Annotated in this window: 14 protein-coding genes and 5 pseudogenes; 9 read left to right on the top strand and 10 right to left on the bottom strand. The window is 69.3% G+C overall.

From position 1 onward, the window contains the following. Nucleotides 1-9 precede the first annotated feature (9 nt). A pseudogene (locus ACH499_RS32950) lies at nucleotides 10-333 on the bottom strand (transposase); the annotation flags it as partial. Nucleotides 334-786: 453 nt separating this feature from the next. On the opposite strand from ACH499_RS32950, the gene ACH499_RS32945 reads away from it, so the two are divergent. Further along, complete coding sequence (locus ACH499_RS32945; RefSeq protein WP_399020542.1) at nucleotides 787-1,848, top strand: NAD-dependent epimerase/dehydratase family protein; 1,062 nt, start codon at nucleotides 787-789, stop codon at nucleotides 1,846-1,848. Continuing rightward, a complete protein-coding gene (locus tag ACH499_RS32940) occupies nucleotides 1,841-2,632 on the top strand; it encodes a PEMT/PEM2 methyltransferase family protein (RefSeq protein ID WP_016828324.1) in 792 nt (263 codons plus the stop codon). Before ACH499_RS32945 ends, ACH499_RS32940 begins: the two co-directional genes overlap by 8 nt. An 80-nt stretch (nucleotides 2,633-2,712) precedes the next feature. On the opposite strand, the gene ACH499_RS32935 is transcribed toward ACH499_RS32940, so the two are convergent. The 6 genes and pseudogenes from ACH499_RS32935 to ACH499_RS32910 all read right to left on the bottom strand — a co-directional run bounded on the left by ACH499_RS32935 (nucleotide 2,713) and on the right by ACH499_RS32910 (nucleotide 6,503). Next, nucleotides 2,713-2,940, bottom strand: a complete 228-nt coding sequence (locus tag ACH499_RS32935; protein WP_399020580.1) for a hypothetical protein — start codon at nucleotides 2,938-2,940, stop codon at nucleotides 2,713-2,715. A gap of 67 nt (nucleotides 2,941-3,007) precedes the next feature. Next, nucleotides 3,008-3,085 (bottom strand): annotated as a pseudogene (locus ACH499_RS32930) (hypothetical protein); the annotation flags it as partial. Then, nucleotides 3,067-3,939 carry a beta-ketoacyl-[acyl-carrier-protein] synthase family protein gene (locus tag ACH499_RS32925; protein WP_399020540.1) on the bottom strand — a complete coding sequence of 291 codons (873 nt, stop codon included), beginning with the start codon at nucleotides 3,937-3,939 and terminating at the stop codon, nucleotides 3,067-3,069. The gene ACH499_RS32925 and the pseudogene ACH499_RS32930, both read right to left, overlap by 19 nt. Beyond that, complete coding sequence (locus tag ACH499_RS32920; RefSeq protein WP_399020538.1) at nucleotides 3,936-4,208, bottom strand: acyl carrier protein; 273 nt, start codon at nucleotides 4,206-4,208, stop codon at nucleotides 3,936-3,938. Before ACH499_RS32920 ends, ACH499_RS32925 begins: the two co-directional genes overlap by 4 nt. Beyond that, nucleotides 4,192-5,346 (bottom strand): hypothetical protein, encoded by a 1,155-nt coding sequence (locus ACH499_RS32915; protein ID WP_399020536.1) that lies wholly within the window; start codon nucleotides 5,344-5,346, stop codon nucleotides 4,192-4,194. The genes ACH499_RS32920 and ACH499_RS32915 overlap by 17 nt, the downstream gene beginning before the upstream one ends. 62 nt (nucleotides 5,347-5,408) lie before the next feature. Next, entirely contained in the window at nucleotides 5,409-6,503 is a 1,095-nt protein-coding gene (locus tag ACH499_RS32910) for an aminotransferase class I/II-fold pyridoxal phosphate-dependent enzyme (RefSeq protein ID WP_399020534.1), read from the bottom strand. A 447-nt stretch (nucleotides 6,504-6,950) separates the two neighbouring features. Between ACH499_RS32910 and ACH499_RS32905 the strand changes: the two genes are divergently transcribed. Beyond that, entirely contained in the window at nucleotides 6,951-7,793 is an 843-nt protein-coding gene (locus ACH499_RS32905; protein WP_399020532.1) for a phosphatase PAP2 family protein, read from the top strand. 17 nt (nucleotides 7,794-7,810) lie between these two features. Here ACH499_RS32905 and ACH499_RS32900 read toward each other — a convergent pair whose 3' ends face one another. Further along, the gene (locus ACH499_RS32900) at nucleotides 7,811-9,688 is read right to left on the bottom strand and encodes an MMPL family transporter (protein WP_399020530.1); all 1,878 of its coding nucleotides are present in this window, start codon (nucleotides 9,686-9,688) and stop codon (nucleotides 7,811-7,813) included. Between the two features lie 700 nt (nucleotides 9,689-10,388). On the opposite strand from ACH499_RS32900, the pseudogene ACH499_RS32895 reads away from it, so the two are divergent. After that, nucleotides 10,389-10,700 (top strand): annotated as a pseudogene (locus tag ACH499_RS32895) (transposase); the annotation flags it as partial. 4 nt (nucleotides 10,701-10,704) lie between these two features. On the opposite strand, the pseudogene ACH499_RS32890 reads toward ACH499_RS32895, so the two are convergent. Further along, nucleotides 10,705-11,068: pseudogene (locus tag ACH499_RS32890) on the bottom strand (transposase); the annotation flags it as partial. Nucleotides 11,069-11,499: 431 nt separating this feature from the next. Here ACH499_RS32890 and ACH499_RS32885 point away from each other — a divergent pair. The 5 genes from ACH499_RS32885 to ACH499_RS32865 all read left to right on the top strand — a co-directional run bounded on the left by ACH499_RS32885 (nucleotide 11,500) and on the right by ACH499_RS32865 (nucleotide 16,401). Beyond that, the gene (locus ACH499_RS32885) at nucleotides 11,500-11,994 is read left to right on the top strand and encodes a Pycsar system effector family protein (protein ID WP_399020528.1); all 495 of its coding nucleotides are present in this window, start codon (nucleotides 11,500-11,502) and stop codon (nucleotides 11,992-11,994) included. 18 nt (nucleotides 11,995-12,012) lie between these two features. Next, nucleotides 12,013-12,717: a Crp/Fnr family transcriptional regulator gene (locus ACH499_RS32880; protein WP_399020526.1), complete on the top strand. Its 705-nt coding sequence runs from the start codon at nucleotides 12,013-12,015 to the stop codon at nucleotides 12,715-12,717. 110 nt (nucleotides 12,718-12,827) lie between these two features. Continuing rightward, entirely contained in the window at nucleotides 12,828-13,613 is a 786-nt protein-coding gene (locus tag ACH499_RS32875) for a hypothetical protein (RefSeq protein ID WP_399020524.1), read from the top strand. Next, nucleotides 13,610-15,628 (top strand): hypothetical protein, encoded by a 2,019-nt coding sequence (locus ACH499_RS32870; protein ID WP_399020522.1) that lies wholly within the window; start codon nucleotides 13,610-13,612, stop codon nucleotides 15,626-15,628. Before ACH499_RS32875 ends, ACH499_RS32870 begins: the two co-directional genes overlap by 4 nt. Beyond that, nucleotides 15,625-16,401 carry a hypothetical protein gene (locus tag ACH499_RS32865; RefSeq protein WP_399020520.1) on the top strand — a complete coding sequence of 259 codons (777 nt, stop codon included), beginning with the start codon at nucleotides 15,625-15,627 and terminating at the stop codon, nucleotides 16,399-16,401. Before ACH499_RS32870 ends, ACH499_RS32865 begins: the two co-directional genes overlap by 4 nt. A gap of 341 nt (nucleotides 16,402-16,742) precedes the next feature. On the opposite strand, the pseudogene ACH499_RS32860 reads toward ACH499_RS32865, so the two are convergent. Next, a pseudogene (locus tag ACH499_RS32860) lies at nucleotides 16,743-17,821 on the bottom strand (helix-turn-helix domain-containing protein); the annotation flags it as partial. Nucleotides 17,822-17,835 lie beyond the last annotated feature (14 nt).

The raw sequence follows: 17,835 nt of genomic DNA, 5'->3' as shown, positions 1-17,835 counted from the left end.
GGCGAGCCACGCGCCCACCGAGATGAGGGCCTGTTCGGCCCGGCGGCGCCGTTCGAGGAGCCAGTGTGGGAAGTAGCTGCCCTGCCTCAGCTTGGGAACGGCGAGCTCGACCGTGCCCGCCCGGGTGTCCCACTCGCGCGGGCGATAGCCGTTGCGATGGTTGACCCTCTCGTCGCTGACCTGCCCGTATTCGGCGTTGCAGAGGGCATCAGCCTCCGCGGACATCAGGGCGTCGGCGAACGTCTTGATCATCGCGCGCAGCAGATCGGGACTCGCCGCGGCCAGATTCTCCTCGGCGAGGGCGTGCAGGGGCAGACTGTCGGGTGCGGTCATCGTGCTGATCTCCTTCGAGCTTCGACACCTCGAAGATCAGCCGGTGGCCGTTCTCATATCCGGACCCTCACTCCGACGCCAGGACAAACGCCCGGATCAGGTGGGAACCCGTACACCACTTCCCAGGACGCAACCCAGGCTTGATCGCAGAGTTGGTCGAGGACGGGCTGGATCGGAGAAGATGCGACGGCAGGCACGGTCTTCCACTCGGAAGCCGTGTCTGGCACGTTCCCCGACCCCGTCGAACTGACAGAACATCACGCACCGGACGTCAAGCGACTACGCCAAAGCCCTGCATTGAGGGTGCCCGCGATCAGCCCCACCCGCCAGTCGCCTACTGCGGTTCCCGCTGGTGAGGGCCTCCGGGGGTAATGGTCATTCGTCTGGGTGGTGATTGGTCCCTGAGCGGCTTTCGTTGCGCTGAATGGGGGACGCGCCCTCTAGCGTGCAGGCGTGACGACTTCTATCAACCCACCTCGTGAGGCAGAGCAGCCGTTTATGTGCCCGGACGTGAGCGGGATACGCGTGGTGGTCACGGGGGCCACGGGGTTCGTGGGCCGTCGATTGTGCCGCCGGATTGTTGAGGGCGGTGGCCGGGTGACGGCGCTGGTGCGGCCGCAGTCCGATCGCCGGGTGCTGGACGGCTGTCCGGTCGACATCGCCGTAGTGGATCTGCTCACCGGTTCGGGGGTCGCGGAGGCTGTCTCGGGCGCGGATGTGGTGGTTCATCTGGCGGCCGCGGTGCGGGCTGCGTCATGTGCCGAGTTCCGACTGGCCAACACCGTTTCGACGGGCGTACTGGCGGGCGTGCTGGCTTCCTCGGATGTGCCGCCGCGGCTGGTGGTGTGTTCGTCGCTGGCGGCTGCTGGTCCCGCGCCTGCCCCGGGGCGGGCGCGGCGTGAGGAGGACCGGGCCGGCCCGGTGTCGTGGTACGGAGCCAGCAAGCTGGCCGGGGAGCAGGCAGCACGGCGGTTCGCCGGACAGGTGCCGACCGTGATCGTGCGCCCTCCGATCGTGTACGGGCCGTTGGATGTGGCGTTCGTACCGAGTCTCGCCGCGATGGCCCGTACACGGGTGGCGGTGCAGCCCTGCCCGGCGGCCCGCGTCTACTCGGTGCTGCACGTGGACGATCTGTGCGCCGGGCTGATCGCCGCGGGATTGCATGGGCGTACCGCTGGTCCGGGCGAGTCCCACAGCGGTGTCTATCAGTTGGCCGACGGGGTTGAGTACACCCTGGCTGACTTGGTGCGGACGGCTGGTGCGCTGTTGGGCTGTGGCAGGCCGTTGGTGCTGCCCGTGCCGTCGGTTGTGGTCCGGGCGGCGGGGATGGTGAGTGAGGCGGCCGGGCGGTTGCGGGGCGGGGTGCCGGTGTTCAACCGGGACAAGGCGCGCGAGGCAGTGGCCGGCTCGTGGACTGCCAGCGCGGACCGCGCGTACAGGGATTTCGGGTTCCGGGCCCGGGTGGGGCTCGAGGACGGGCTGCGAGAGGCTTTCAAGGAGATGCTTCATGGCTGAGACCACCGAGCTGGCGCCAGCACCTGTCGGCTCGCCGTCGCTCCACGCGGCATGGAGGGGGCTGGGGCAGCTGGCGGTCGCGGTCATCGGTATGTCCGGGCTGCGCGTGGACCACCCGGAACGCCGTGTGCTCCGTACTGCGGTGTGGGCGTGTGTGGTGGCTGCCGGTTTCGCCGCCGAGCAGCAGTTCCGCGCGGCTGCGGGCAGTGGTGCGGTGCGATGGGCAGCGGTCGGGTACGCGGTGGTGATCGCGGTTCTGTACTACGGTGGGCTGATCGCTGTGCTGGACACGGCGGTTGCTCGCCGCTTCACCCATGCCGTGGGTGAGGCACGGGCGGTGCAAAGATTCGACTTCGTGCTGGGGCTGCTGTTTCTGCAGCAAGGCTTGTGCCAGGGGTTGCTGATGGCAGCCTTCCCCGGCCAGTTGCCCGAGGTGGGCGTCGATGGTCTGTGGGTGGTGCTGGGCGTGGTGTTGGCCATCGTGGGCTTCGGCACGAAGCTGTGGGCGACCTGGCTGACCGGCCTGAACACCTACTACTGCCGGGACATGTTCCTGGGCCGGGCGGACGCGACGGACGGCTTCGTGGTCCGCGGCCCGTACCGCTGGCTGCGCAACCCGATGTACGGGGTCGGCAATCTGCACGGCTACGGCGTGGCGCTGTGCTACCGGTCGGTGGCCGGGCTGGTGTGCGTGGCCGTGTTCCAGGTGCTGATCTACGTGTTCTACCTCGTGCGGGAGAAGCCGTTCATCGTCCGTACCTACCTCGGCGGCACTCCCGCCTGAAATGCTGTGGGGGCCGCCCCGTTGGCCGGGCGGCCCCTCACACAAGTGTCTGCTTTGCTTCGGTGCACACCGGGTGCGGGTCACGATCCACGCAGGATGAGTGCGGCGTTGGCTCCTCCGAAGCCGCACGCGGTACTCAGAATGGTGCGCAGGCGGGCTGGCCTGGGGGCTTTGCGGACGATGTCGAGGTCGATGGCGTCGTCCTGGTTGTCGAGGTTGGCCGTGGGTGGTATGGCCTGGTGCCGCAGGGCCAATAGGGCGCAGGCGGCCTGGATGGCCGACGCCGCACCCAGTGAGTGCCCGAGCAGGCATTTTCAGGGCCGTGACCGGCGGCGGCGTGGAAGAGAAGACGTGGCTCAGGGCGCGGGCCTCGGCAAGATCTCCGGCCCGCGTGGAGGCTGCGTGAGCACTGACATGATCGATGTCGCCGGGCGTCAAGCCCGCATCGGCCAGGGCTGTCCTGATGGCCTGCTGCAGGCCGCGCCCGTCGGGGTGGGGTTGACAGGGAGGTGGATGTCGGCGGAGGCGCCGTACCCGGCGACAACACCGTGTGCGGTTGCACCGCGGGCGCGAGCGTGGTAACCCCGTTCGAGGACCAGGACTGCCGCTCCCTCACTCAGGACGAAGCCGTCGCGGTCGCAGTCGAACGGGCGGGAGGCCCCGGACGGATCGTGCCAGCGGTTGGACAGGGCACCCAGGCGGGCGAAGCTGATGGCTCTGAGGGGGAACCGGCCGGATTCCGCACCGCCGGCCAGCACGATGTCGCAGGTGCCGGAGCGGATGAGGTCGCCGGCGATACCGATGGCCTGAGCGCCTGAGGCACAGGCGCTGGAGACGGTGAAGTTGGGGCCTCGACAGTCGAGGTGAGCTGCTACTTCTCCGGCCGCCATGCTGGGCACGCTCCGTGGCAGAGCCAGTGGGGACACCAGGTGGTGTTCACCGGACTGAAGGAGCTCGCAGACCCTTCCGTATCCGATCAGGCTGTCGGAGCCGACGCCGAGGACGACACCGATGCGGGCGGGTTCAGCGGCTCCGGATGCGATGCCGGCGTCCTGGACGGCCTCCTGTGCGGCGGCGAGCGCGAAGTGGATGAAGGCGTCGGTGCGCCGCACGGTCCGTCGCGGGAGGTGGTCCCATGCGTCGAAGGTCTGGACGGGGCAGGAGAGGCACACCGGTAACCCGGTCAGGAGCCGATCCTGAGCAGTAGTGACGGACCGCCCCGAACACAGGCCCCGCCATGTCGAGTCGGAGCCGACACCGACCGGTGTGATCAGCCCGATTCCCGTGACGGCGATGTCGACGGTCACAGCGCACCCGTGACGGACGGAGCAGCCTCGGCGCCGGAGGACTGCTCGGCCAGTACATGTACGAAGTCGGCGATCATGGTCGCGGGCGTGAGGTCCAGGTCGGCCTCCCGGTCGACTCCGTGGCGCTCGGTGAGAACGACGGCGAATTCGACCAGGAGCAGGGAGTCCATTTCAACGTCCAGCAGGGTGGTCTGCGGGGTGATTTGTTCCTCGTCCATTCCCGTGATTTCGGCGAGGATCGACACGACGTTGTCATACGTCAGCGGCACGGGCGGCTTCCAGGGCGGGGTGGGCATGGGCGGCGAGGCATGAGCACGGCTCGCTGTGGCGCACACAGCGCGCGTACAGGCGGTGGCGTCTGTGGATGGTGGCGCCGACGGCGGCCAGCGGCTTGTTGGCGGCCTGGTTGTCCTCCAGGACCCAGGACACGTCGAGCTCGTTCCAGCCCCGCGTGAGGGCGCTGGCGACTGCATCGGTGACCAGGGCGAGCGTGGCTCCTTTGGCACGGCTGTCTTCGCGGACTCCCAGGGCCATCACGCGGCCCCGGGTGATGGCGTGCCGGCCCTGCCACACGCGCCAGGCTCCGACCGGCCAGCCGTAGCGGGTCAGGCGTCCCCGAGCGGGCGCCAGGGCCTGGTTGAAATCGGGCAGCAGGATGCTGAAGCCGACGGGGTTTCCCTCGTGCTCGACGATGCGGACGCCGGTGGGGGCGAGCAGCCGGATCTGCCGTGCCAGGTAGGTGAACTCCGCGTCGGTCGCCGGCGCGAAGCCCCAGTTGTCCTGCCAGCACTCGTGATACAGCTCCCGTACGAGATCGGACTCGCTGCTGAAGCGGCGCCAGTTTGCTGCTCGTACCGTCAGGCCGCCCTTGCACCGCGGCATGTCGCGGTAGCCGGCCCACCGCTTGAGCTTGGGGTTGGTCGGGGACAGCCGCCACGACAGCAGTTCCTTGACCGGAGTGAAGCCGCCTGCGGCGAACAGGTCCGGGTAGTAGGGAGGGTTGTAGGGCATGCCGATGCGGGGGGGGTCGTCGAAGCCGTCGACGAGCAGGCCGCACTCGTGGTGCATGTTCGGGTTCATCGGGCCCATCACGGTCTGCACGTCCCGCTCCCGCAGCCAGGCCACCGCCTGCTCCCACAGGGCGCGCGCCACGGCAGGGTCTTCGGTGCACTCGAAGAAGCCCACGTGGCCTTGGCGTTGGCGGGCTGGTCCGTCCGGGCCGATGATGGCCGCGACCCGGCCCACAGGCGCCCGTCCGCGGCGCGCCAGGAAGTAGCTCACGTCGCTCTGGCGCAGGTAGGGGTTACGACGCGGGTTGAGGAAGTGGCGCCGTTCCACTTCCAGCGGGGCGACCCAGTGCGGGTGCGCCCGGTACAGCTGGTAGGGCAGCCTGATGAAGTCATCCATGTCGGCGCGGTTGCGGACCATCACGATGTCGGCAGCGCCTTGCGGGGGCCGGGGAGCGCGCATCAGGCGGGACACGGGATCGGCTCCGCCGCCACGCCAGTGGTGTCGACGGTCGGCAGGAGTTGGCCCACGACCTCCAGGATGTGGTCGATGTGTGCCTCGGTGTGGGCGGCGGTGACGGACAGGCGCAGCAGGGACTGTCCCGTCGGGGCGGCCGGCGGCAGGAACGGCGCAGCGAACACACCGGCCTCCAGCATCGCCCGCCAGGTGCGCAGGCACTGGTCGGCGTCGCCGGCCGGGAGCGTGACGGTGGGGCTGGCCCAGTTGGGACGGTCGTACCCCACCTCGGCCAGTCCGTCGTGCAGACGGTCCGCCAGGCGAGCCAGGACGGCGCGCTGTTCGGGCTCGTCCCGGATGATGCGCAGCGCCCTGAGTGCCGCTGCGGCGGTCGGTGGTGGCATGGACGCCGAGTACATGGTGGCCCTCCCGGCCAAGCGGCAGTGCTCGATGAGTTCGGTGCTTCCGGCGAGGTATCCGCCACCGGCCCCGAACGCCTTGGAGAAGGTCCCGGACAGTACGTCGATGTCCTGCTCGCAGCCGAGGTGCTCACTGGCTCCGCGCCCCGACGGTCCCAGGATGCCGATGTCGTGAGCCCCGTCGACGATGAGCATCCCCCCATGACGTCCGGCGAGATCGGCGATCTCCGGCAGTACAGCCAGTTCCCCGCCCAGCGAGAACGCCCCCTCGGTCAGGACCACTGGCGACAGGCCCTGTCCCGAAGCCTCCTCCAGCAGCCGCGCCAGGTGGTCAGGCGCGTTGTGCCGGAACCGGCGGTACTTGGCGGGGCCGAGCCGCAACGCATCGACGAGAGAGGCATGGATGTGCCGGTCGGCGATGACTGCACGGTCCTCGCCGAAGAGGCAGGCCAGGGTGAGATTTGCCTGGTATCCCGTGGTGGCCAGCAGCACCGCCGGCCGGTGCAGGAAGTCGGCGAGTTCCTCAGCCAGTTGCGCGTGCACCGACCAGGTGCCGATCACCACGGGGGACCCGGAGCAGGAGGCGCCCAGCTCACGCGCCGCAGCAGCCGCCGCCTCGCGCACCCGTGGATCCGCCGCCAGGCCGAGGTAGTCACCGGAGGCCGCGTTGATCGCACGCAAGCCCTCGACGAAGACTTCTCCCGGACCCGGCTGCCCCGTGATCCGGTGGAAAAACGGATAACCGCCTGTTTGCCGGGTCCTGTTGAGGGCGGCCAAGGTAGCGGCCGGTCCACTCACATCTGACATCGCTTACCTGCCCTGTCACGGTATGCACTCCAAGATCGTGGCAACCGTAGCCCACTGGAGTCACGTGACGACAAGCTGTAATTGTGAGTGTCTCCTGTACGGATACCTCACACTCAACGCAAGGAGGCACGAGGTCCCTTGACCACATCTGATCAGCGGAAACCGTCCCAGCGCCGAGGACCTCACCATGCGCTGGCATCTGCCCGCGCGGTGCAGGGAGGGCCATCTCTCCCCGCACAGCTATCACCCGTTCGGACCACATCGCTTGTCGTCCGCCGATCCCATCCCCACCACCTGGCAGGCAGGCCGCTTCTGAGGGCTGTGGAGAAGGTGACCCTCGGGTACCTCTTCGTAGCTGCCACGGCGGTGGTCCTGGGCCACGAGGCCGTACCGCATGCCGCGTGGCTGACGGGGGCTTACGCGGCCCTGGCCGGATTCGTCCTCGCCTGCGCCGCGGCACACCGCCACTGGGCATCGCCGGCCCTGGCAAACGTGCGCGCGCTGTACCCGCTGGCCTGCGCTCCGCTGCTGTTCTCCGCGTCCGGCCCTCAGTCGCTCGCCCTGCACGGCCGCCTGCTCGACGACACCATGCTGGTCTGGGAACAGCACCTGCTCGGCGCCCACCCCAACCTCCTGCTCGGCGCTCTCGCCTCCCGCCCCCTCACCGAGGCCCTCAGCCTCAGCTACAGCTCCTACTACCTGTACTTCGTGCTGCCCCCGGCCTACTTCCTCGCCAAAGGCATGCACCAGGCCCTGCACCGCTACGTCCTCGCCCTGTGCCTCGCCCACTACCTGTGCTTCCTCGGCTTCATGCTGCTGCCCCTCGCCGGCCCTATCGCCGCGCTCGCCCCGGCGTTCACCCCCGACCACTTGCACGGCTACCTCGCCCAGCCCCTCCAGGCGCAACTGATGGCGAGCGCCGACCCGCCCGGCACCTGCTTCCCCTCCTCCCACGTCGCCGGCGCCTGGGCAGCGGCGCTCTCAATCCGGGCCGCCTCCGTACCGCGCCCCGCGAAATGGCTGATGATCGCGGCCACCGCGCTGATCACCGTGTCCGTGGTGTACTGCCGCTACCACTATGTCCTCGACGCTGCCGCGGGAATGGCCACCGCCGCACTGGCCGTCTTCCTCACCAGGCGGCTCACCCGCCGCGACAGCAACTGACCGCCGCACCGCAGAGTTCAGTGAGCCGCAGGCGCCTCCGCGGAACTCTCAGCCACCGTGTCCTGCCCGTGCTGCGGGGCATTCGCTCCCTGCGTGGCGGGTCGTTTGACCCATGCCGGGGCCCACCAGTTGGCTCGCCCGGTAAGCTGCATGAAGGCCGGCACCAGGATGCCGCGCACCAGCGTGGCATCGACCAGGACCGCCACCCCCAGTCCCACGCCCATCATCTTCAGTGTCGTGATGCCAGAACTCGCCAGTCCGGCCATGCTGACGGCGAAGACCACGGCGGCCACGGTGATGAGCCGGCCCGTGCGGGCGATGCCCTCGACGATCGCGTCCCGGTGATCCCCGCCGGCGTCGTAGTGCTCCTTGACCCGGGCCAGCAGAAACACCTCGTAGTCCAACGACAGCGCGAACGCGATCGCACACAGCAGCGGCGGAATCGTCATATCCAAGAAGCCCGTGGTCGTGAAGTCGCCGATCAGCCACCGCAGATGGCCCTCCTGGAAGATGTAGACCATGCTGCCCAGGCTGGCCGTCAGGCTCAGCGCCGCCAGGGCGACGGCCTTCAGCGGAATCAGCACCGACCGGGTGTAGAGCAGCAGCGCAGCGAGTGTCGTGGCCGACATCAGCAGCACGGCCCAGGGCACACTATCGGCCAGAGCCGCCTTCGCATCAACATGACGGGCGGGCGAACCCCCCACCCAGCGCGGTCCGGGCGGGGGAAGCTCCCGCACCCGCTCCACTAGGCGTGCGGCCGCCGCCGACTGCGGATCCAGCCCCGTCGACGCCTTCAACCACACCGCCGTCGCACTGTCCGATACCGCCTCGACGGCGGCGGTGCGACGGCGGTCGTGGTAGCGACCCGTCGGAGCGGTGACCTGGACGACGCCCGGCAGCGCACTGATACGTCGCGCGTACTGGTCGACCTCGCGGTCGCCGGGGACCGGGGTCAGTACGACGATGAGATCGCGGTCGGGCTGAGCAGGGAAATCGGTGCGGAGGCGTTCGGTGAAGTGCCGGGCCTGTGAGCCGGCGGGGAGCGCACGTTCGTCGGTGAACCCCCACTGGGCCTGGCCGAACGGCCACACCAGCGCGGCCATCAGCACCGCGCAACAGGCCCCCCACAGCCACGGTGACCCGGTCACCCACCGGACGAGCCGCCGCCAGGCCGGGCTCGACGCCGCCCGGCGATGCCTGATCCGGGAGCCCAGCATCGCCAGCAGCGCCGGCACCAGGACGACGGTCGCCGTCGCCGCCAGCAGTACCACCGCGATCCCGGCCACGGCCATCGACCGCAGCCACGGGAACGGGAACACCCACAGCGCCGAGAACGCCAGTGCCACCACGCCGGCAGAGACAAGCACGCTGCGACCCGCGGTCCGGGCCGCCCTGACCGCGGCATCCGGCACTGCCAGCCCTCGCGCGCCCTCCTCACGAAAGCGCGTCACGACCAGCAGGGCATAGTCCACGGCCAGCCCGAAGCCCAAGGTAGCCGCGATATTCAGCGAGATTGCCGACACCTCCGTCACACCACCCAGCAGGCGCAAAAACGCCCACGATCCCGCCACCGCCAACGCTCCCACCAGGAGTGGAAACAGTGCCGCCAGCAGGGAGCCGAAAGCGAAGACCAAGCACCCGAAGACCACCGGGGCCACCACCAGTTCCGCCCGCACAAGGTCCCTTTCGCCCTGCTCCGCCGCCTGGATCCCGGCCCAGACCCGACCCCCGGCCGACACCCGCAGCGCGCCCTGCCGACCCGTCACCCGGGGCACGAGCCGCGACGCGGCACGCGCCTGCGCCGCCTCATCACCCTCCAGCGCGACACCGATGAGCGCCGACCGCCCATCGTTCGCCCGCAGGGCGGGCGAACGCGACGTCCAGTACGCCTCCACCGCGGCCACTCCCGGTTGAGCAGCAACCCGCCGCGCCAGCGCCGCCCCGTCCGAACACGCCCGTGCCGAATCGACCGAGTCCTCCGACCTGACCCGTAGCACCAGCCCCGGGTCAGCCCCCCTGAACTTCCGCAACAGTCCATCAGCGTGCGCGGACTCCGTTCCCACGGAGTTGTATCCTCCCGTCGACAGGGAAGCCGTGGTGCCAAGCATCGCCACGCACACCACAGCCGCAGTGCAGAGCACCGCCGCCCACACCGTGCGCGCGGGATTCCTGACACTGTGACAGGCCAGCAAGGACAGCCATCCGCCCCCGTCTACACCCACGCCCACCTCCGGTCCGCCCGGCCCCATTCCATCGTGACTCGGTGCACAGCCATCCCGTGGCCCGCTGGCATCACGGTCATCACACGCAGACCTGGAGGTCACAGAAGTTCCCCCGCGCCGTACACAAGTCCCAACGCAGAAGCGGAGAAAGCGGTCGTGTTTCCGGGGGCGGAATGAGCGGCAACCGGATTGACCACTACGGTGAGCGCGTCGCCAACGGCACGGGGGAGACACACGAGCGGGATTCCTCTCGAAGATCACGGACAAGTCGGCGATCTTCGTATCGGGCACTGTCTCCGTCTGTACGGTGTTTGACTGTTGACTCACCCTCCCGGGCGGCAAATCACATGATCGGCGGGGAGGGTTCAACCACAGCAGCTTCGCCACCGCCGGCCACCTCGCCGCCTACGCCGGCCTGGCACCCGTGACCAGGAACTCCGGCTCCTCCATCCGCGGCGAACACCCCTCACGACGCGGCAACAAGCAGCTCAAACGGGCCTTCTACCTCGCCGCGTTCGCCTCCCTCTCCCAACCCGAGTCCCGTGCCTACTACGACCGAAAACGCCGCGAGGGGAAACACCACGTCGCAGCCCTCGTCGCAGTCGCCCGACGCCGCATCGACGTCCTCTTCGCGATGCCCCGAGACGGCACCTTCTACCAGCCACCCACACCGGCTACAGCTTGACGAAGCCCATAGAGGCACCTTTTGCCGCCCGCAGACTGACCGAGTCGATCGCGCATCGCGACCAGTCCAGTTCGCCTCGCGCTCCAAGTTCGTCGAGGATCACGCGGTGGAGCTTGGCCCCACACCCAGTCCCGGCTCCACTGGGCGAACCGGCGGTAGACCCTGGGCCAGGCCGGACCGAACACCGGCGGCAGTTGCCTCCACGTGCAGCCCGAAGTCGCCACGAAGATGATCGCGGCCAGGGCTTCGCGGTCACCCGCCCGGCGTCGGCCACCGCCCTGCGGACGTGTCACCTCAGTCGGCGGCACCACCCGCCGGAACAGCACCCACAACTCGTCCGGCACCAGTCGCTCCACGAGATCCGCCATGCACGGATCAACGAACGATCACGCCATAAGAAACGACGTCTAAAACACTCTGCGGGACGTCGCCGACTCACTGACGTTCCTAACATGCGGGCGTCGCGACCACGGCGGGTGGGCCACCCGTTGAGCAAAGGAGGGCCATGGAGCGGGAGCGGTAAACGACCCGAGGGATCAGACTCCAATGAGTGCTCCGGGCCGCTACAGGGTCCCCCTCCGACTGTCGGAGGCCGGGTGGTCACTCATGGCTGGCGGAATTCCGAGTCCATCGCCCGGCGGAAGCTCTGATCTTCCGGCCCACCTCGCGTACCGGGATCGCCCGCTTCGCCACGTGTTCAGGCCAAGATGTCCGCCGTACGTTTTAGGACGGTCATGCCTGCGCAGCCTTCAGCGCAGCACCAGTGAGTGCTACTCGCTGCACCCGGGGGGATGCCACCGTGCCGACTGAGCCGACCGAAACAGCGTGGAAGATCCAGTTGGCCGTCGCGGATGCAACGGCCAAGGCGGATTCGAAAGCCGCGCTCGCCTTGACCCTGCAGTCCACCACGCTGGCCGTACTGAGCCTGCTGGCGAGTTCCCGGCGGGCGGTAGGCGGGTTCGAGTCCGCCGCGTCGCAGGCGCTGTTGTGGATCGGCATCGTGCTCATCATGGCGGGTGCCTGTTGTGCCGCATGGGCTGTTTCTCCCCGGCTCGGCAAGGAGCGGCGAGGGCCAGAACCGGATGGCGACTTCCTGTACTTCGGACACCTGCGGCTCATGGAACCCGCCGTGCTGGAGAGCGCGCTGCGGAACACAGACCCATTGCCTTCGCTTACCCGGCAGGTGGTGGTGATGAGCGAGATCGCCTGGGCTAAACACCGCCGGGTGCAGTGTTCTCTCGTCCTGGCAGTCGCGGGCTGCGGCTGCTTCGCAATGGCCACCGTCTTCGCGTGAGGGCGAGGAGGTGTCACGGTGAACTTCCTCTCCCTCGTCTCTCCTGAGGTATGGCGCGACTTCCTCGAACGCGGGCATCGGCGCGCCTACCGGAGCCAGGCGGTGCTCCTGGCACAGGATGAGTCGCCCGACGGTGTGATCGCGCTGGTCGATGGTCTCGTCAAGGTGGTGCAGGGCAATGAGGCCGGGGACCGTCTGACGTTGATGCTCCGCGGCCCCGGCGAAGTCCTCGGCGAGATGGGCGTGCTGCTCGACCGGCCGCGTTCGGCGACCGTGACCGCGGTACGCCCCTGTACCGGGGTCGTCATGGCCGCACACGCCTTCCGTAGATTCGTGACCCGGCATCGCCTGGAGCCGGTCGTGTACCGGCTGAGCGTGGAACGGCTGAACAGCCAGGAGCGTCTGCGCGCCGACCTTGCTCATCTGCCGCCGCCGGCGCGCCTGGCACGGGTGGTCGTCTATCTCGCGGACGAGGTGGGTCACCGCGACAGTAGTGGCGGTCTTGTCGTCGAACTCGGCATACCCAGAGAGGACTTGGCCACGATGGCGGGCATGAGCCGGTCATCAGCGTTTGCCGCCCTCGCGCGTCTCCAGTCCGACGGCATTGTCACGCTCGGCCGTCGGCGGCTCGTTGTCAGAGATCCTGCCCTGCTGAGAGCCGCAGCCCAGGACGACGGGGTGGGTGACGGCGACCGACCGCCGCGCGGAGCTCCTGTGATGTGACGTGCGGCACGCCCGTACCGTCCAGCGCTGGACGGTCGGCTCCCCGCTCCTCGAACAGGGTGGTGCTCTCCCCACCGCATGGGCGGGGAGAGCTACGAGAGGAGCGGCGCATGCTGCCGTCATGGGAGCCCTTGTGGCCCTACCGGGCCGTGCTGGCCGTCGACGCCAGGGACTTCGGATCACTCGACAGCAAAGGGATGCAGCGAGTCAACGCCGACATCCCACCCCTGCTGGCCCAGGCGCTGAGCGCCAGCAACGTCAGCGCGCACTGGGAACGGCGCGTGTTCGGCCAGCACACGGGCGATGGCTACGTCGCCGGCATGGACCCCGAGGTCCTACCCGCGCTGGTGGGACACTTCCCCGACGCACTGCGCCAGGCGCTCTCCCGTCGGCGGGCCGAGAACCCGCACCTCAAGCCCCTGCAGCTGCGGGTCAGCATCCACGTCGGCCCGTTGCCTCAAAGCGGTCTCGGCGTGCCCATGGTGCACACCCACCGACTCCTGGACGACAAGGCGCTGCGGGCGGTGCTCGAACGTGGCCATCCCGAGATCACCAACACCGCCGTGATCGTCTCCCAGCGGGTGTACGAGGACGTCTTCGACAGCGGCTGTGTCAACGGCGACGTACTGCCGGCGCACTTCCACCGGCATCTGGTGAGGGTGAAGAAGTTCGAGCAGCCGGCCTATCTGCACCTCCCGGGCTTCGACTGGGGGCTCGCGGATCCGGACATCTTCGAGCCGTCCACAACGGCGGGGGGTGAGGAGGAGCCGGGAGCCGAGGCGCTCGTGACGTCGGCGCCCACGGCTCCGGCGGGTCCCGGCGCGGTGACTTTCCACCAGTACGGCGAGCACGGCAAGCAGGGCTACAACTTCTACGACAAGCGGGGGCGGCAATGAGCGACCGCAGCAGTGAAGCACTCGACCCGACGTACCACGGAATCGAGCCGGTGGGGCCCCAGGCACACGAGGATCCGGCCGGCGCGCCGCCGTCGAACGCGTCGGAGTTCCACCAATACGGCGACCACAGCGTCCAGGCGGTCCACTACGCCGTACACCTGAACGGTGACTACGTTCACCCCCTGCCCATCGACGGCCGCGACCCCGCTTACCGTGCGAGCGAAGACGGGCGCTTCGTCGAGCCCCGGGAACCGAACCGTCTGCCCGACGCCGCCAAGATCCTCGAAGCGCACGGCGTCGTGGTGCTGTGCGCCCCCGCTGGCAGCGGCCGGCGGACCGCGGCGGTACGGCTCCTGCGCCATACGGCGGGACCGCAGGAGCCAGAGCTGTTCGACCTGGAACCGGAGTGGACCAAGCCCGGGACCCAGTGCCTGCCGGTGCGCTCGGCGACGGGCTACCTGCTCGACCTCTCCGACCTCCCGGACGAGCCGCCCGCCCGCTTCGGCCAAGACTTGGTCCGTCATGGAGCGGCACTGCGTAAACAGGGGTCTTTCCTGGTCGTGCTCGCCACCCCGGGCGACTGGCAGGGCACATGGGCGGATGCCACTGGCGACGTCGCCGTACGGCTGGAGTCCCCCGGTGCGCGGCGCCTGGTCGAGGCCGAGCTCGACGCGCACGGTCACGGGGACCGGCTGGCCTGGCTGACGGACGAGAAACTTTCCCCGATCTGGGAAGCCGACCCGTCCGCCCGTGAGGCGTGCCGGCTGGCCGTACTCCTCAGTGCGGTCAACGGCAGGGAACAGCTCAAGGAAGCCGTGGACCGTTTCGGGGACTGGCATACCACGGTGGAGAAGCTGCTCAACAAGCGCGGTGTGGTGGACGGGAGTCCGTCGTTGCTGTCCACTCGGGTCACGGTATGGGCGGGAGCGCTGCTCGACGGAGGGCGGCGCGGTTCCATCGTCCGCGCGTCCGACGACCTGCTCGCCTCGCTGGGCCAGCCCCGCGGGCCGGCCGATGTGCTCACCGACGCGACGTCGTCCCGTCGGCTCCAAGCAGCCGAGATCGAGCCCGTCGGCGAACGTGCCCACCACGACCGCACGTGTCAGGGGCTGCCTGCTGCCGTCCTGCGTCATCTGTGGGACGAGTTCCCCACCCAGCATGACCTGCTGACGACGTGGGCGGTCGGTGTCGCCGCGAATCGGTCCGTCCCGGAGGACGACGCCCGTCTGGCAAGCGAAGCCCTCCTGCGCCTGGCGGTACGTCGGCACGACAGGAAGGTGCTCGACGCTCTCGCGACGGGGCTCACCGGCCCTCGGCGCATCTTGGCCGTCGAGGCGCTCACGAAGGCCGCAACCGACGCCGAACTCGGCCGCTACGTCCGGGACCGACTCCTCAACTGGGCAGAGTCCAACAACGCCGAGAAGGTCGATCTGGTCATCGACGTCTGTGGCGGGCCCTGGGGTCTTGAGCAGCCGGCGCTCGCCCTCACCCGCCTGGGCAAGGCAGCGGGCGGAAAGGAGTTCGGCGCCGAGAAGCTGGTCGATGCCTTCCGGGAGCTCGTCCGGCACGCTCCTGGCCTCGTGGACAAGACGGTCGTGCAGTGGCTGAAGAAGCATGGGGTCGAGGCCGATGGAAAGGCGCACCGCCAAGCTTTGGGGGCCTTCCTCGCACTCGTCTCCAGTGACACGGGTACGGACCTGGTCCTCGCCTCGGCCCGCGACGCGTCCAGCAGGGAGCACTTCGTGCATGCCTGGCAGACGCTACTGTCCACCAACGACGCCGTGGACGCCGTGCTCGATCAACTAACCCGGTGGCAGGAGCGGTTCGAGCACGACTCCGACCAGAGGGACGCGGTGATCGCCCTGCTTGCGGAGGTCTTCGCCCCGCCACGGCTGCGGTTGCGGCTCGACCGGCTCTTGGTGGCCGACGGAGCGGTAGTCCGGCCGTTCTGGCGGGACATCCTCGGCCACGCCATGCAGCACTACAGCCTCGTCCGGAAAGCGTCGGAGGCATGACCGATCGTCCCGGTCCCTGGTGGAGACGGCGGGTCGGCCGGTTCACGGCGTACTGGCCCACCTGCCTGCCGGGCGTCCGCTTCCTGGCGCGCGGCACTCTCACCCATCAGATCCCGCCCAGGGCGACCGGGACCCACCACGGGGTCGCCGCGCGAGCGGCGGCCCGCCTGGCCCTGGACGAACTCGGCCGCGGCATCGCCGGGGAGCACCAGCCCGAGGAACTGGAATGCGCTCAGCAGAGGCTCACCCTGGCGGTCTCGCCGTGGCACAGCCCCGACGGCTATCCCGGCCTCTGGCTCAGGGCACGACTCACCCTGCTGCTCCCCCAGCAGGACGCCGACCGGGCCCAGAAGCACCAGAACACCCTGCGCGACGTTGAACTCCAGCTCGCGCAGGACCGGTTGCGTCGGCAGGAGCTGGCTCGGACCGTGTGCACCGACGGGGACAGCGCCCGCCTCTGGTGGCTGGAGCAACATCTGGACGACCTGTCGGCCCTCAACTGGGCATCGTTCAGGGACACCATCCTCCCTTTGGTGGGGACGTCGGTCACCGAGCGCACCCAAGCCGAGCGGCTCGCCCACACCCTCCTCTACGTCTGGGAGCGATTGGACGACATGCCGGGACGGCAAGCGCGGTTCATGGCCACGACCCGCACGCTCTTCGAGCAGATGGGTTGGGCCGACGGATTCCCCTGGCCGTCACCGTCCGGCGATTTAGAGCCCGTGGCGCCGTCCCCAGCAACCGTCCCCTTAGCAGCGGAGGATGAGCAGTGAAGACCTCCCTACTGCGCTGGCTGCTTGACCCGCTCACCAGTCTGCTCGCCCTACGCCTGTGGTCCCGGGAGCGCGGCCGCAGGCCGTATGACGCGGCGTGGCGACTGGCCAGGGTCATGCGCCACCCGGACGAGCTCGTGTACCGCGTTCACGGCCACCGCCCCGATGATCCTGGAGACGCGCTTCCTTGATTACGGGCAATGCTGCTGCGAGACACGAGCCAAGTGGGCGCGGCCTGATCATTGCCGGCGAGCCGGACATCTCGAAGGGACGCCCCTTTAACGCGGGGGTGCGGGAAACCGGTCTGACCAGGTTGAAAACCTCGCGGACTGCGTATCGCTTGAGTCGGGCTCGGAGGCGCGGGTCGGCGGGTGCAGCGCGGTCATCAGCTCCAGGCCGGTCACAGCGGTGGAGCCGCGCGGCGTCATCACCCGGGACGCGTACACGCCCAGCACGCGGGCGAGTTCGGCTGGCGGAAGCTGCCCGGCCTTGCCCCAGTGACGGGTGTCCAGCGCGTTCCAGGACGGGATGCACAGCTGCACGCAGGCCCGCTCCGAACCCTGAGCGGGGCGGTAGATCCGCGCCCACGGCCCGAAACCGCGCTTGGTCAGCTTCCACTCCGCGCGCGCCAGCTGCTTGATGACCTTGTGCCCTTCTGGAATCCGCCCGGCGAGCCGCTCCTTGTCGGTGAGGGCGACGGGGAGGCCGTAGCGTTCCAGGGCGGCCTGGGTGAGTACGAGCAGCGGGTCGGCGTCCTTGCCCGGCCCGGACAGCTTCGGCTGCCCAAGCTCGCCTCCTTGAGCGTCCACTCCACCAGGGAGGGCAGAGACTTGGCGGGCACATCCAGGACCAGGCCACCAGTGCAGTACGCCAGCACCTGACCGTCGGTGTCGACGTCGACGACCGCGAGCGGCCCGTTCTCGAACCGCGGGTCGGTGCCGCCCGCAGGAGCATCGATCGGGGCCGCCTTCCGAGCGCTGGGACGGCGTGACGTGGACGGCTTGGTGGTGCGTGCCGGGCGGGGCGCGGTGGCTGGGGCAGCAGCGACGGGCGCCGGGTCGGGGGTCTGGGTGTTATCGGTTGCAGCCATGTCCGCAGCCTTCGAGACCGGGCCTGTAGGCAGAGGCTGCGCTTCCGCCGCAGCGGTGGCGCCAGTGAACGTGGCGGGGACCGGGGCCGGATAGAGCTCGCCGAGCTGCTTGAGCAGCCGCGCGTACGCCTCACGCTCCGGGCCGCGCGGCTCAGTCGGCTTCTTTATCGACTCCCAGGCGGACACCGTGGCCCGGCGCACCTTCAGCACGCCGGCGACGTCGTCCAGGGTCAGGCCGTGCGCGACCCGCAGTCGCTTGCGCTCCTCCGCCGGCGGCAGCGGAGCCCGGGACGCGACCAGGGCGTCGACGGCGTCGAACAACTCGGACATGGAACACCTCCTGC

Origin of the sequence: Streptomyces sp. NPDC018947 (genome assembly GCF_044390505.1) — a bacterium.
Taxonomy (GTDB): domain Bacteria; phylum Actinomycetota; class Actinomycetes; order Streptomycetales; family Streptomycetaceae; genus Streptomyces.
The sequence above is the reverse complement of the archived record's forward strand: the minus strand, read 5'-3'. Positions and strand labels throughout refer to the sequence as shown.